This window comes from Nocardia asteroides (assembly GCF_900637185.1).
GTDB classification, from domain to species: domain Bacteria; phylum Actinomycetota; class Actinomycetes; order Mycobacteriales; family Mycobacteriaceae; genus Nocardia; species Nocardia asteroides.
In genome coordinates this window covers 5785275-5799472 of sequence record NZ_LR134352.1, presented here as the reverse complement: position 1 = coordinate 5799472, position 14198 = coordinate 5785275, and the positions used below count along the sequence as shown (strand labels likewise).

The window sequence follows — 14198 nt, the reverse complement described above, 5'->3', positions numbered from 1 at the left end:
TCGGTGTTGCGGGCCGGGACATGGAGTGGGAACGGTGGTTGTGCAACAGCAGGCGCGGGTCTATCCGCAGGACGAACTGGCCCAGCGCCTGCGCATGATCCAGGAGCTGTCCGGGCGGGGTGTGCGGGCGCTGGCCCGCGACACCGGTCTCAGCTCGTCGTCGCTGTCGCGCTATCTGAGCGGGCAGACGGTGCCGCCATGGCCCGCGGTGCTGGAACTGTGCCGGCTGGTCAAACGCGATCCGCGACCGTTGCGGCCGCTGTGGGAACGCGCGTCGAACCCGCTGCCCGCGCCGCCGAAGACGAGCCGCCAGGTCGCCCCGCCGAGCCCGCCCGCCGACGCCCCACCGCCGCCGCGCAACGATCTGCCCCGCGACGTCCCGGACTTCACCGGCCGCGAGCAGGCGCTGGCCGATGTGCTCGCGGCGGTCCGCGCCGACCGGGTGGTCGCGATCGACGGAATGGCCGGGGTCGGCAAGACCTCCCTCGCCGTGCACGCCGCCCACCAGCTGAGCGCCGAATACCCCGACGCCCAGCTGTATCTGGACCTGCACGGCTTCACCGACGGCCGCAGGCCGCTCGACCCGGACGCGGCGTTGCGGGCGCTGCTGGCCGCCTTGCAGGTGCCGTCGGAGAAGGTGCCCCAGGACGGCGGCGTGGAGCTGCGGGCGGCGTGCTGGCGCTCGGAGCTGGCCCGGTTGCGCGCTGTCGTGGTGCTCGACAATGTCGCCGACGCCGCGCAGGTGAGTCAGCTGCTGCCGGGCGCGGGGGAGTCGGTCGCGATCATCACCAGCCGCAATCGGCTGCTCGAGCTCGACGAGGTCCCTCCGGTGACGCTCGACGTGCTGACCGCCGAGGAGAGCGCCGAACTGCTGGCGCGGGCCAGCGGCGATCCGCGCGGACCCGACGGCAGGCTCGCGCGCGAACCCGAGCAGGCCGCCGAGGTGCTGCGGCTGTGCGGCAATCTGCCGCTGGCGCTGCGCCTGGCCGCGGCCCGGTTGCGGCACCGGCCGGGCTGGTCGGTCGGCATCCTGGTGGAGCGGATGGCCGAGGGGGCCAGTGAGTTCGACACCGCGTTCGGCATGTCGGTGCGTCAGCTCAATCGCGACCAGCGCCGCATGTTCCGGCTGCTCGGCCTGATCCCCGGGTCCACCTTCACCGACCATGTCGCCGCGGCGGTGGCCGACGTGCCGTTGCGCACCGCCCAGGCCATGCTCGAAGACCTGCTCGACGCCCACCTGGTGCAGCAGCCCGCCGACGGCCGCTACCGGCTGCACGACCTGGTCCGTCAGCACGCCCGCCAGGCCGGCGCCGAACACGACACCGACGCCGACCGCGACCGCGCGCTGCACCGCGTCCTGGACTACTACGTGCACACCGCCGCGGCCGCCGACGCCGCCATGCCGTTCCTCACCCCGACCCGGCCGGTCTCGGCGGGCACCGCGCCGCGCGATCTGCCGGTGTTCCCGCACCGCGACGCCGCGTTCTTCTGGTTCGTCTCCGAGTACACCAACCTGATGGCGGTGTTCTACGCGGCCGTCGAGGCAGGCGCCGACGTGCACGTCTGCGAGCTACCGCGGTTCATGCGCGCGTTCTTCGCCCGGCGTTGCGGCACAACACATCTCAATGCCCTGTTCGAACAGTCGCTGGCCGCCGCCGAACAGCTCGGCGACCCGCGTCAGCTCGCCGAAGCGCACAGCGACCTCGGTTTCGCCCGCTACAACGCGGGCCGCATGGCCGAGGCGGCCGCCGCCTACGCCGCGGCGGCCCCGCTGCTCGTCGCCGCGGGCGACCCGCTGCCGCGCGCAGAACTCACCATGCGCTGCGCCCATCTGCGCTGGGACGAGGGCGACACCGAGGAGCCCCTCGAACTGTTCCGCCAGGCCCGCGACCTCTACGCCACCAGCGGCTGTCCCACCAGCGCCGCCGACGCCATGGCCAGCGAAGCCTGGGCGATGCTGCAGCTGGGCCACCGCGAACAGGCCGCCGCTCTGGCCCGCGAGGCACTCGCCGTCCCGCCCGACGACCCGTCGTGGCCACCGTCGCTACAGGCCAAGATCACCCTCGGTGTCGCCATCGCCGCCGACGAGCCGGACGAGGCGCTCGCTCATCTGCGTGACGCGCTCGCCCACGCCCGCGCCGACGGCCACAAACACAACGAGGCCTGGTGCCTGAACTGCCAGGGCGTGGCCCTGCGGCGGATGGGCCGCTACGAGGAGGCCCTCGACAGTCACCGCGAGGCATTCGCCCTGCTCGACGACCTGTTCGAGGAGCACTGGAAGATCCACTTCCTGCACGGCTACGCCGAAACCTGCCGGCTGGCCGGACTGCCCGACGAGGCCCTGCGCCTGCACCGCCACACCCTGGAGCTGGCGCCGAAACTCGGCTACCGGCTCGAGGAGGCACTGGCGCACCAGGGCATCGCCGACGTGCTCGAACCGACCGACCCCGACGCCGCCGCCGACCATCGGGCGGCGGCCGAGGCGATCCAGTCCGAGCTCAGCCCATCGACTTCGCCCCGTCGAGGGATTCCCGGATGATGTCGGCGTGGCCGGAGTGCTGCGCCGTCTCGGTCATGATGTGCAGGAACACCCGGCGCGCGCTCCACCGGGCGCCGGGCTCGAACCACGGCGCTTCTGGCAGCGGCTGAGTCACGTTCAGGTCGGGCAGCGAGCGCACCAGCTCGTCGGTCCGCGCCGCGACCTTCTCGTATTCGGCCAGCACCCCCGCGAGGGTGTCCTCGGGCAGCATCCGGAAGCCGTCACCCCATGCCGCGATCTCCTCCTCGCTCATCGACTCGAAGTCGGGCGCGGCGGTGGGCCCGTCCACGATGAACTGCGCCCAGTTCGCCTCCACCGAGGTCACGTGCTTGATCAGCCCGCCCAGGCACAGTTCGCTGGCGGTGGTCCGCAGCCCGGCCTGCTCGTCGGTCAGGTCGCGGGTGGTGAACCGCAGGAAATGCCGGTGCTTGGCCAGCATCTCCAGCAGGTCGCTGCGCTCGGCGTCGAGGAGGGTGGAAGCGGTGGCGGTCATGAGCGGGATCCCTTCGTTGTCGGTATGAAAACCAAGGTAGAACCCATTGCGGTCACTTTCTGTCCGCAATCTGCGGAAGAATGAAAATATGGCCGACACGAGCGCACGCACCCTCCGTCTGCTGTCGCTGCTGCAGACCCACCGCTACTGGCCGGGCACGGAACTGTCCGAGCGCCTGGGTGTTTCGGCGCGCACCCTGCGCCGCGACATCGACCGGCTGCGCGAACTCGGCTATCCCGTGGACGCCCGCCCCGGTGTCGACGGTGGCTATCAGCTCGCCGCCGGCGCCGCGCTGCCGCCGCTGGTCCTCGACGACGACGAGGCCGTCGCCATCACCGTCTGCCTGCAGGCCGGTTCGCAGGGCGCGGGCGACGGCCTGGCCGAACCGTCGGTGCGGGCCCTGGCCAAATTGGTCACCGTGCTGCCCACCCGGCTGCGCCGCCGCGTCGACGCCCTGCGCGCCATGACGGTGTCCTCCGGCTGGAACGCCGTGCCGCTGTCCGACGTCGACCCCGCGGTCCTCACCGATCTGGCCCTGACCTGTCGTGGCGAGGAACGCCTCAGCTTCACCTATACCGCCGCGGACGGCCGCACCAGCACCCGCGAGGTGGAACCGCACCGCCTGGTCTCCCTGGGCCGCCGCTGGTATCTGGTGGCCTACGACCTCTCCCGCCACGACTGGCGCACCTTCCGCGTCGACCGCCTCAGCGCCTCCCGCACCACCGGCATCCGCTTCCGCCCGCGCGAACTCCCCGCCCCCGACGCCGCGGAGTTCGTCCGCGCGGGCATCGGTTCCCGCCGAACGGGTTACACCGTCACCGCCGAGATCGACGCCCCCGCCCTGGACGTGCACGCCCGCGTCGGCCGCTGGTGCCACATCACCGCCCTGCCGGACGACCGCACCCACATCGAGATGTCCGTCGACAACCTGGACTGGCCGATCCTGTTGCTGGGCAAGGTGGACGCCGATTTCCAGGTCCTCGGACCACCGGAACTCCGCGCCCGCCTGGCGGAGTGGGGGAGCAGGTTCACGACCTCCACCGCGACGGCGTAGCCGGGGGTGTTCAGGAGCAGGACGGGTCGTCGGGTGAACTCGGTTGCGCCGCACCGGCCGACGCGGTGGTGAAGGTCGCCGTCGCCGCGTACTGACAGATCCCCGCCGCGGCCGCCACGACGATCACGATCGCCGCCACTTTCCACCGAAAAGCACTGCGCGCCAAGATCGCGATCAGCCCGGCGAGGACCACCACGGTCCCCAGCAGCAGGCCCACGCCGAGCGAGGTGAGCAGCACCGCCGCGCCGGGCACCTCGACCGGACTCGCGCACCCGTCCGCGAGCATCTCCGCGTCCCGGCCCCGCCCGATGCGGTCCGCGACGAGCAGGGACGCCACCCCGCCGGACAACGCCATCCCCGCGGCACCCGCGATGACCAACGGTCCGCGTCTCACTACCAGTTCTCCTCGGCTCGGCTGACCCTCTCATTCTGAAGCCCGCCGCCCCGACCCGAGTACCCGGCCCGCTCCCGGAAACGCGAACGGGGCCTGTCCGCCCTCCGGCGAACAGACCCCGATCCAGCCACGCTCAGTCGCAGCTGCCGAACGCACCACGCGGCAACAGGTGATGCAGCCACTTGCGCAACGGGTTCTGGCCCAGGTGCAGCCCGTTGTCGTGATCGTGCCAACCACGATCGACGAACTCGACGCCCACCGGCGCCACCTCCGCCTGCGCCGAGGCCGGTCCGGCGACCCCGACCAGCGGTACCACCAGGAACGCTCCGGTCAGCGCGAGACGAGTGAGCAACCGACGGCCGGTCTGTTGATTCGAGAACACAGGTGAATCCTTTCGAGCAAACCTTGCAGGCCTACACCCTGCCCCAGATCCCCACTCCTGTCGCCCTTGGCTTTGTCAGGGGCGGTAACCATCCTGAGGGCGCGGCTGAGGCATGTTCGGCGGCGGGAACCCCTGTGGTGCCCCATAACCAGGCTGCGGCATCGCGGGCCGAGCCACCTGCGGAGGAATCTGCGCCCCCGGCCCGGCACCCATACCGGGTGGGACCCCGACCGGCGGCCGCGCGCCATACGGCGGCGCGCCGGGCGCCCAGCCCGGAACAGTCCGCACCCCGACCACGCCGCCGCACCACCGCCGCGTCGACGGCAATATCGCGAGCACGAACGTGATCACCGGGAACACCAGCAATGCCACCGAGAAGAACCAACTCACCTCGTGTTCCAGCGTGAACAACCCGTTGAACGTCGACTGTCCGAGCACTGCTCCCAGATGCCGCCCCACTGGTAAGCCGTAGTCCACCAACTGCACGACCACCGACAACGCCGACATCACGAACGCCGCGAATACCCCGACACACCCCAGCACCACCAGCGTGGGCCCAGCCTTCCGTCGCCGGAACAGCAGAATCGACCCGGCCAGCAACAGCGCCGTCGACCCTATGTCGACCACCAATGTCAATGCCGACACCACCGACACCCACCCCGGCGCGATTCCCCACCCGAACACCCCGGACTCGGACCGCACCATCGCCACGACCCCGGACACGACCCCGACCGCTCCCGCGATCCCACCCACTCCGGCAAGCGCCCCGGCGACCTTCGCCGTTCCACCGCTGGCCGGCCGCTGATCGGCAACCCTGTACACCTGGCCTCCTCGCCCTTTCCTGGTCGGCTCACGCTGCCGCGAGTCAGCGCCGCTGTCCCGCATCCCCGACCACAGCACGAGAAACCCCCGCCGCTTCTACTCCGTTACCCCACCCACCGTCCGATTACACGGCCGGTCGGCAACGGGCGCCGCGGAGTCATCCCGTCAGGGCATCATGGAGAAGTGAATCCTGTTGTGCAGCAAGTGCTCACGATGGTCGGCGTGCTGCTCGGCGCAGGCACCACCTTCGCCTTCGCGACCTGGACCGAGCGTTCGCGCTGGCGGCGGGCCGAGCAGAGCAAATGGGACAACAGCAGATTGACCGCCTATACCGAGTTCGCCCACGCGCTCAAGAGCTATGCGTTGATCTCGCAGCGGATGGCGGCCGCACGCGGATTTCCCAACGCCGGACAACCGATGGACCTCGACGAAGGCCTGGTGGCGCTCGTCGAAGCGGACTCGGAGAAGTCGTTGAAATGGGAGGTCGTTCTGCTGCTCGGATCCACCGACGCCGTAGCGGCGGCGCGGAGCTGGAACAAGGCGGTGTGGGAACTGGGCTATGTCGCAATGGGCACCGATATGTCGCACGACGAGTATGTACGCAGGTACGAGGAGGCGGGTCGTCTGCGCAACGATTTCTACGCCTGTGCGCGAGCCGATCTCGGGGTGCGTGGCGGTGAACTTCCACCCGGCAACAGAGCGTGGCTGCCTCCCGGCGTGCAGGTGACACGTGGCGCACTGCCTGGACCCGTGCGAACAGCGGAGCCGCCACCCTCCCTGTGATCCATCAGGTCAGCTCTGGCGATACCGCTGCATCCGCCGCCGGCGGAAGAACAACTGATCCACCTCCACCGGCGCCACCATCGCCGTGATCTCGGCCAACCGCGTGTCGTACTGATGCTCGTGAATGCACCGATGCAGATGCGCCCGCCGCTCGGGCCCGAGCCCCGACCACACCGCCCCGAACCGCCCCTGCGCTTCGTTGCCCGAGACCGCCACCAGATCCAGCAGCGCCGGCCAGCACCCGGTTTCCGTCGCCCGGGCCGGCAACTCCGCCACCGCCGTATCCGACAGCGCGGCCAGCGCGTACCCGACCACGCTCCGCACCCGATCGTCCATCCTGGCCGCGAGCGTGAACAACCCGCGCCAGCTCTCGGCGTCGCTGCGCCCGTCCAGCGGCGCCACCAGCCCCACACCCACCCCCGGATCGTCGAACACCGGATTCCCGACCAGCGTCCACAACCCCAGCGGCGTGAGCTGCCCGACGATGGTGAGCAACTCCGGCACCGCGTCCGCCCCGAGCGCGTTGCGCACCAGCACGGCGACATCGGCGGGCCGGGCATTGCCGAACAGCACGTCACCCACCCGGCTGATCACATCCGGCGCACACCGCGAGAACACCGACAGCGCCGCGTGTTGCAGCGCGGGCGTCCCCGCCAGCACCGCCTGCGCCATCCGCGGAACCCGCCGATGCGGCCCGTCGAGCAACTGCCGGATCACCGCGCTGAGCACCTCGGTGTCATACGAATACGCCGCCGAATGGATCAGCCCCGCGTCATCGGGCACCCCCGCCTCCACCGCGGCAATCAATTCCGTTGTGGCACAGGACAGGAACGGCCCCGCGGTGACGTAATCACATCGCCGCAGCAGCTCGTTGACGATCTCGACCACCGGCCCCGGCGCCGCCACATCGGCCAGCTCCATGATCGCCCGCGGATCCAGATACGGCGCGCAATCGGCCGCGTATCCGGGATCGAGCATCACCAACGTCTCGGCCGCCTTGGCCGGATGCGCGACGCCCACCGCGCCCGCCGCCCGTCCCGTAGTCATCGGCGGAACCAGCCGCTGCACCAACGGAATCGAGATCGACAACGGAATGAACGGCACCAGCGCGCTGATCCGCCGAAACGTCTCGGTGTGCTGATCGAACAGCACCCCCGAGATCTGCTGCTGCAACTCGTGCAACCGCTCCGCCCCCAGATACCGCAGATGCTGCACCCGCTGCGGATGCACATGCAGCGTGCGAGCCAGCAGGATCAACTGCGCCCGCGTCGTCAAATCCGTCATCTCCCGCCGAACATGATCTTCTTCGTCACCGCGCGAAACGGCCGGGGCAACGCCCCCAGCATCGAGTTGATCGACTTGTCCAGCGCCCCGGCCTCGAACACCACCGCCGCCCGCATCAACTCGAACAGATCCCTCGCCTCGTCAGCGGGCAACCGCTCCAACGCGGGCAGCGTCTCGGGCAACCCACGTTCCGGCTCTCGTCGGACACTCATACGGCTCCTGAACAACGCATCGATCTCGGCCCCCGAGCATGCCGCCTCTCTCCGCCCCCGATCGCGACTTCACGAATATCTGTGCACAGCAACGAAAACAACGGCACCAATACATGTGAACCGACGTCCCACCGACGAACTTCCATGGCATTCGTCTCTTGACATCCGTAAACTCCCGAGCACTCCGAATCGAAAGGCGTGCATGACTTCGAGTGGTGTGTTCCCGCCCCCACTGCCGCATTCCACCGCGAACCCCGAGGCCATTGCGCACTCCGACTGGAACGCCTTCACCACCGTCGAAGACCTCCGCGACCACTGGTCGGTGAAGCAATGGGCTCCAGGCCACACCGGGTGCTACTGGTACCTCACCCTCGACGACCCCGCCCTCCGCGAACTCACCGCCGACTACCAGCACAAACTGACACACCCAGCACTGGACCCCGTCCCCCTCGACGCCCTGCACCTCACCCTCACGGGAATCGGCAGCACGACCACCGTCACCGACACCCAGATCGACAACCTGATCCCCCTCGCCCAGGACCGCCTCGCCGACCTGCGCCCCTTCGACCTCACCTGCGGCCCCCTCACCGGCTCCCGCAGCGCCGTCCGCCTCTCGGTCTCCCCATGGGACCCACTCCTCGAGCTGCATCAGCTCCTCGTGACAGCCACAGCCGAATCGATCCCGAGCTTCGCCCCCACCGCGGCTACCCGCTGCAACCGCTTCCGCCCCCACCTCGGCATCGCCTACAACAACACCGACCGCCCCGCTGCCGAACTCATCGAAACAGTTGCCGCACTGCGCAATACCGATCCCGTCACCGTGCACGTCGCCCGCGTCGAACTGGTGGTGCTCCGCCGAGAAGGCCACAGCTATCGGTGGAACACTCACGCGGTCGTCCCAATCGGCCGGCTGTGTTCTGCCCTCACCCCACCCGCACCCCCCAGCTAGATTCTCCTGTCCGAACACCTACTCCCATGCCGCTTGCGGGCCGGCCACCGCGACCTCTTCTTCAGCGGCATCAGCTGGCACCGCCCGCGGCATCGCTGGCGCCCTGGGATATTCGGCCGACTCCGTTGCCGAATCCCTGACCGCGCACCTCAACACGGCGCGATCTTCAAACACCCCGCCTCTCTCCGCTGTTGTCAACCCAACCAAAGGGTTCTGCGGCTCATGGCTCGGACCAGCAAAGTGGTTCCTACCGTTGCCCGCCGCTGGAAAGTGCTCGGTTCAGAAGCGCGTCGGCGTCAGCGAGCCGTTCGTGATGCAGCAGTGGACGGAGGATTTGGAGTATCTCGCGATCCGCCCGCAGTCCCGCATAACTGATGATCGCGTCTACAGCATCCAGCAGCTCCAGATCACGGCAGGCGATGACCGCGCTGGCAGCTTCTTCCGGCGTGGCGTCAGTCCCGACGTGATGAATCAGGCGGCTCGAACTCTCGAGCTGGCCGGCCACGATGAAGCCCGCGAGGTCGGATGCCGGCGGCCACAGAAGTCCGCGGCTCGGCCACGCGATGTCGGCGTCGATGTGCCGGTCCCCTTCGCACAGGGGGACCGGCACATCGACGCCGACCGCGATTTCCCCCGCGTCGGTATCCAGGACGGTCGATTCAGCCGGCTCCGAAGGAAAAGCTGTCCTGCATTGGGGGCAGGCGACCGCGGCCAGCAGCGGAGCGGTGGTGGCATAGCCACCCGATCTGCCAGCGATCTCGAGGCGAAGTTCGACAAGGTGCTCCCAGGCGATGAGCCCGAGGTCTCTGTCGATCGTCGACGTGGCGAATTTGTAGATCTGCCTCAGCGTCGACTCTCGTGGACCGAACCTGTACTGGCCAGCGAGCAACCTCAGCACTGAGTCCTTACTGATTTCAGCGCCCCTGCTCAGCTCACGATGAGACTTGCGTGTACAGCACATCAACTTGCGTACTTCGAAGTAGAACCGGCGCTGGCCGGATGACCACGCATGGTCGAATTCGTAGTCCGAGCACTTGATCAATTCAGGTCTCCCCCGGGACGGATGGCGCACGACCGAATCCATTGTGATCGTCGGAACCCGGCAGGTAAACAGGTCGGGTGTCCTGACTTTCCCGTGCATATCCGGCTGTAAAGTCAGGACAGCAGATGACTTTCCATGCGTCAGATCGTGCTGTTGAGTTGATGGGGCCAGGCCGCTGGACCGATCCAGATCGGCGATCTCGTCCTGGTACATCGACCCGAGAGGACAGATTGCTGATGGCTATGCCTGCCTGGAACGACCCGAAGCTCGGAACCATGAAAGCCTGTGCGCTGTGGTTGGTGCACGAGGTCGGGGTCGGTGAACTCTTCACGAAGGGTCAGCTGAGAGATGCGTTTCCGGGCAAGTCTCAGGTCGACCGGCGGATGCGGGATCTCCGTGACTTCGGGTGGCGGATCGATACCAACCGCGAAGACGCGTCCCTGGGCCCGCATGAGCAGCGGTTCGTCAAACAGGGCGTAGCGGTGTGGGAACCGGGTAAGGCGACGCGGCCCGCTGGTGCCACGATCACCGCGGCCGAACGCTTCGAGGTAATGGTGAAGGACGGACGCAAGTGCCGTTCATGCGGTATCGGTCCGGGTGAGACCTACGCCGGCACCTACGTCTCGTCGCAGCTCGACGTTGCCCGCCGTGCAGTGAGGCTCCCCAATGGCGACACGACGGTACAGATGGTCCTCGAGTGCAGTCGATGCCGCATCGGGGGTCGTGACTCGGTCGCGGACCTCGGCGATGTACTGGACAGAGTCGATAAGCTGCCGGCCTATGAGAAGCAGATGCTGAGCCAGTGGATCGAGCGGGATGCGCGTGGTTTCAGCGAGGCCGAAGACCTGTGGGGGTTGTACCGGACGCTCCCCGCGGAGTCGAGGGACGAAGTTCGGGACCGCTTGAAGTAAACGCAGCGGCGCTCCGGCCCCAAGTCCACCAGATTTTATCGAGAGAGACTGCAGAAATGTTCACAGACTTTGGTGTTCCCCCCACTGCGGAAGCTGTTCGTGCAATGGTCGCGCAGCGGCTCGGCGACCTCGACCACAACGGCGGTGTCGCTGAGACCCTGACGCTGGAGTGGCGTGATGCACCGCTGCATGTCCAGGTCATCGACATGCCACTCAACGCGCTGTATTACAACCCCGGTACGCATCGGATTCGTGCGCAGCGCAGTCTGGACCGGGTCCGCGACGCGGCGCTGTCAGCTGATCCCTGGAGTCAGGAGAGCCAGGATTACCTGAAGCATCTACTCACCCGTCGGCCTGCGGATCCGAAGCAGCGAGACAACGATTTCGACAAGCTCGCGAAGCATCTCGAAGAGTTCGGCCAGATTGAACCCGGACTGATCACGCGCGACGGTGTCCTAGTTAACGGAAACACTCGTTGTGCTGCTCTGCGTGAAGGGGGAACTGCCACCAGCATGCGCGTTGGGGTTTTGCCGGCATCGTGCACCTGGGACGATATCAACGCGGTCGAGGTCTCCCTGCAGTTGCGGCATGACGAACGGCGTGAATACTCGTACATTAACCACCTCCTGGCTCTGGAGGAACAGCGCGACCAGCTTCAGCGCCCTATCTCGGTTATCGCGAGGGAGTTCCATACAACAACGCAGGTCTGCGAGAGAGACTTCTGGATTCTGGCTGAGTTGCGGAACTGCATCACACGCAGTCGTACCACTGGACAGGAGGCGATGCGCCTCGTGGACTTCGAACAGTCCAAAACGAAGCTTGAGGAGCTGTACCGGGTGTATCGCGAAGAGCTCAAGAAGAACAAGGAGCGAGCGGAGGTGCTGAAGGAGTCCCGGATCGCTGCGATCGTGCTGGAGTACGCCAAAACCGATGTCCGGTTCGTCGGAACCGATTTTCAGGAACGGTATCTTGACAAGGGGCTGATCGATGAATACGGGCGAACGGAGTCGGTCGCCGAAACGGCTCTTGCAATCCCAGGTTTGGGACGTAGCGTTAAGTCAGTCGGGGACCAAGTTGCAGTGGCACGATCAATTACCGACAAGCTTCTGCAGGCGAAAGCTGTCGAATCTGCTGGTGACGCGGTCGGGGAACTTGCCAAAACTGCTGCGAGTAAATTGATTTCGTCCTACCGGTCAGCCTTCGACGACGCCATCACCGTCGCAGGCCGGGACGCGATGCTCCGGAAGAAGCGCCTCGCGGCTCCTGATCGTGTCGTAGCGGCCTGTAAGGATCTCGAGCAGGCTGTCAACGATGTTGTGCTGGCGAGAGGCAACTCGAGTCTCGACGAAGACGCGTTCGACGATGCACTGATTCAGGTACATGCCGTACTCGAACAGCTTGCGATCGAGGCGCAGCGATCGGTCAAGATTCCTGGTAGCGGGCTCGACTGGCTCGCCACCGCGGTGGAAAACGGGCCTCGGTAGTAATGGCCAACGTTCAGAATAATCCCTCACTTCGCCTGCGGTTCGGGATGACCCGGATGCGCGTGGAACTTCTTACGACACCTGACTTCCAGCGTGAGTTTCAGCAGCTGGCAGCCCGGCTCAGCACTTCCGGCGCGAGAGGTCCCCTGTCTGCGGAAGTCGATCTCGATGACTTTCTCGTCAACCTGGGGGAGCTGGCTAGCTGGACCCATCCTGATGTGGAGTGGGCCGACGACCTGAGAGTTCTTGTCACCGGTGTCCTTGACGACACCGAGGCCGTCGAGCGCAACCTCGATGGGGCAACCGAGGACTCGGCGGACGTCGTTTATCCGGAATCGGTCGTCGGTTTGCTCGGCAGCGACTGGACCGGTGAGCTCACTTCGTTCCAGCAACGAGACATCGCCAGGCTCCTGTCGTTACGGCACGGAGCAAATTTCAGTGTTCCCGGTGCCGGCAAAACCCGTGTGGCCCTAGCCGTATACGCAGCGGCACGTGCTCGCGGTGAGGCGGAGCGGCTGCTCGTCGTGGGTCCGAAGTCGGCATACGAGTCCTGGGAGTACGAGAGTTCGTACTGCTTTGCGGAGCCGCTGCGCAGCGCCGTAACCGGTCGCTCCACCGATCCGCTTGCGGAACTCTGCATCGTGAATTACGAACGCCTGGATCGTTCGCTGGATACCCTGGCGAACTGGCTCCGGGCCAAGCCTTCGATGATCGTGCTGGACGAGGCGCACCGGATCAAATTGGGCGCGCGGGGCACGTACGGCTCGGCGGCTCTTGCCCTCGGCCCGTTGGCGAATCGTCGCCTGATTCTGACCGGAACGCCGGCACCGAACGGCGCCCGTGACTTGGAGAGCCTGCTGTCGTTCGTGTGGCCGGGCCACGGTAAACGGGCGGTGATCGAGGCTGTCGGCGGTGGTGATCTCGCGCGGGCCAGTGCCGTGCTCCGTCCGCTGTTCACCCGCACGACGAAGGATGAACTCGGGCTGCCTCCGTTCGAGCCACGGATCAGGTACGTGGACATGCCCCCAATCCATGCGGAGGTCTATGAAGCGCTCAAAGGCAACTACACCGCACGTGCCGAGAGTTCGCGAGGAAGCATCGAGGCACTCGGCCGGGCGATGCTGCGCATGCTGATGGCCGCGACGAGTCCGGCGCTGCTGCTCGAAGGCGCCAGCCGATATGAGCCACTGGAGTACCAGCTCCCGCCGTTGCAGCCTTCGCCGGGCGATTCGCTCTTCGATCTGTTCCAGAATCTTCCAAGCATCGAGTTGTCACCCAAGTACCAGGAAACCGTCAAGATCGTTGCCGACAACGCCCAGGCCGGCCGGAAGACCTTGGTGTGGACGACTTTTGTCCGTAGCTTGACCACGCTCGAAAAGCTTCTCGAAAACTTCGGTCCTGCGACCGTTTACGGCGGCACTCCGGACCGGGTCGAGCAGCTGCGGCGATTCCGGGAGGACCCCGACTGTCACGTCCTCATCTCCAACCCTGCGACGCTCGGTGAGGGTGTCAGCCTCCACCACGTCTGCCACGACGCGGTCTATGTCGACAGGGACTTCATGGCCGGCCGATTCCTGCAGAGCCTGGATCGCATCCACCGGCTCGGGCTCGCGCCTGATACCGAGACACGAGTGACAGTCCTCGCCACTCGCGGCACCGTCGACGAAGTGGTGCGTCTCCGTTTGGACGCGAAGCTGAGGTTCATGGCGGCGATTCTCGATGATCCCGATGTTCAGCAACTGGCCGATCTGGAGGAGGAGCCTGCCGTAGGTGCGGGCATGGACGCTGCCGACGTCCGTGCGCTCCTGCGGCATTTCGATGACGCGGTTGCTCCGGCCGAATAGGCATT

General features: G+C 66.9%; 14 protein-coding genes. 7 read left to right on the top strand and 7 right to left on the bottom strand.

Features of this window, described 5'->3' with window-relative positions; genetic code table 11:
• Nucleotides 1-34: 34 nt before the first annotated feature.
• The gene (locus tag EL493_RS27060) at nt 35-2539 is read left to right on the top strand and encodes a tetratricopeptide repeat protein (protein ID WP_022565556.1); all 2505 of its coding nucleotides are present in this window, start codon (nt 35-37) and stop codon (nt 2537-2539) included.
• Here the strand turns inward: EL493_RS27060 and EL493_RS27055 are convergent.
• A complete protein-coding gene (locus tag EL493_RS27055) occupies nt 2499-3032 on the bottom strand; it encodes a DinB family protein (RefSeq protein ID WP_019048303.1) in 534 nt (177 codons plus the stop codon). The genes EL493_RS27060 and EL493_RS27055 overlap by 41 nt on opposite strands.
• Before the next feature lie 88 nt (nt 3033-3120).
• Between EL493_RS27055 and EL493_RS27050 the strand changes: the two genes are divergently transcribed.
• A complete protein-coding gene (locus EL493_RS27050; RefSeq protein ID WP_019048302.1) occupies nt 3121-4086 on the top strand; it encodes a helix-turn-helix transcriptional regulator in 966 nt (321 codons plus the stop codon).
• 10 nt (nt 4087-4096) lie between these two features.
• Here the strand turns inward: EL493_RS27050 and EL493_RS27045 are convergent, their stop codons facing one another.
• The 3 genes from EL493_RS27045 to EL493_RS27035 all read right to left on the bottom strand — a co-directional run bounded on the left by EL493_RS27045 (nt 4097) and on the right by EL493_RS27035 (nt 5684).
• On the bottom strand, nt 4097-4480 hold the full coding sequence (locus tag EL493_RS27045) for a hypothetical protein (protein WP_022565557.1): 384 nt from the start codon (nt 4478-4480) through the stop codon (nt 4097-4099).
• 133 nt (nt 4481-4613) lie between these two features.
• The gene (locus tag EL493_RS27040) at nt 4614-4862 is read right to left on the bottom strand and encodes a hypothetical protein (RefSeq protein ID WP_019048300.1); all 249 of its coding nucleotides are present in this window, start codon (nt 4860-4862) and stop codon (nt 4614-4616) included.
• Between the two features lie 75 nt (nt 4863-4937).
• A complete protein-coding gene (locus tag EL493_RS27035; RefSeq protein WP_022565558.1) occupies nt 4938-5684 on the bottom strand; it encodes a hypothetical protein in 747 nt (248 codons plus the stop codon).
• 183 nt (nt 5685-5867) lie between these two features.
• Between EL493_RS27035 and EL493_RS27030 the strand changes: the two genes are divergently transcribed.
• On the top strand, nt 5868-6467 hold the full coding sequence (locus tag EL493_RS27030; RefSeq protein ID WP_022565559.1) for a hypothetical protein: 600 nt from the start codon (nt 5868-5870) through the stop codon (nt 6465-6467).
• Between the two features lie 9 nt (nt 6468-6476).
• Here EL493_RS27030 and EL493_RS27025 read toward each other — a convergent pair whose 3' ends face one another.
• Together EL493_RS27025 and EL493_RS32530 are read right to left on the bottom strand one after the other, a co-directional pair.
• Complete coding sequence (locus EL493_RS27025) at nt 6477-7751, bottom strand: hypothetical protein (RefSeq protein WP_030203249.1); 1275 nt, start codon at nt 7749-7751, stop codon at nt 6477-6479.
• Complete coding sequence (locus EL493_RS32530; RefSeq protein WP_162178097.1) at nt 7748-7933, bottom strand: hypothetical protein; 186 nt, start codon at nt 7931-7933, stop codon at nt 7748-7750. Before EL493_RS32530 ends, EL493_RS27025 begins: the two co-directional genes overlap by 4 nt.
• Nucleotides 7934-8165: 232 nt before the next feature.
• On the opposite strand from EL493_RS32530, the gene EL493_RS32525 reads away from it, so the two are divergent.
• Nucleotides 8166-8912 carry a 2'-5' RNA ligase family protein gene (locus EL493_RS32525; protein ID WP_022565561.1) on the top strand — a complete coding sequence of 249 codons (747 nt, stop codon included), beginning with the start codon at nt 8166-8168 and terminating at the stop codon, nt 8910-8912.
• Between the two features lie 247 nt (nt 8913-9159).
• Here EL493_RS32525 and EL493_RS27015 read toward each other — a convergent pair whose 3' ends face one another.
• The gene (locus tag EL493_RS27015) at nt 9160-10167 is read right to left on the bottom strand and encodes a hypothetical protein (protein ID WP_126405897.1); all 1008 of its coding nucleotides are present in this window, start codon (nt 10165-10167) and stop codon (nt 9160-9162) included.
• 23 nt (nt 10168-10190) lie between these two features.
• On the opposite strand from EL493_RS27015, the gene EL493_RS27010 reads away from it, so the two are divergent.
• Genes EL493_RS27010 through EL493_RS27000 form a run of 3 tightly spaced genes read left to right on the top strand, consistent with a single transcriptional unit; the run spans nt 10191 to nt 14193 of the window.
• Nucleotides 10191-10865 carry a hypothetical protein gene (locus EL493_RS27010; protein ID WP_019048292.1) on the top strand — a complete coding sequence of 225 codons (675 nt, stop codon included), beginning with the start codon at nt 10191-10193 and terminating at the stop codon, nt 10863-10865.
• 56 nt (nt 10866-10921) lie between these two features.
• Nucleotides 10922-12349, top strand: a complete 1428-nt coding sequence (locus tag EL493_RS27005; RefSeq protein WP_022565563.1) for a ParB N-terminal domain-containing protein — start codon at nt 10922-10924, stop codon at nt 12347-12349.
• A 56-nt stretch (nt 12350-12405) separates the two neighbouring features.
• The gene (locus EL493_RS27000; protein ID WP_022565564.1) at nt 12406-14193 is read left to right on the top strand and encodes a DEAD/DEAH box helicase; all 1788 of its coding nucleotides are present in this window, start codon (nt 12406-12408) and stop codon (nt 14191-14193) included.
• The last annotated feature ends 5 nt before the right edge of the window (nt 14194-14198 follow it).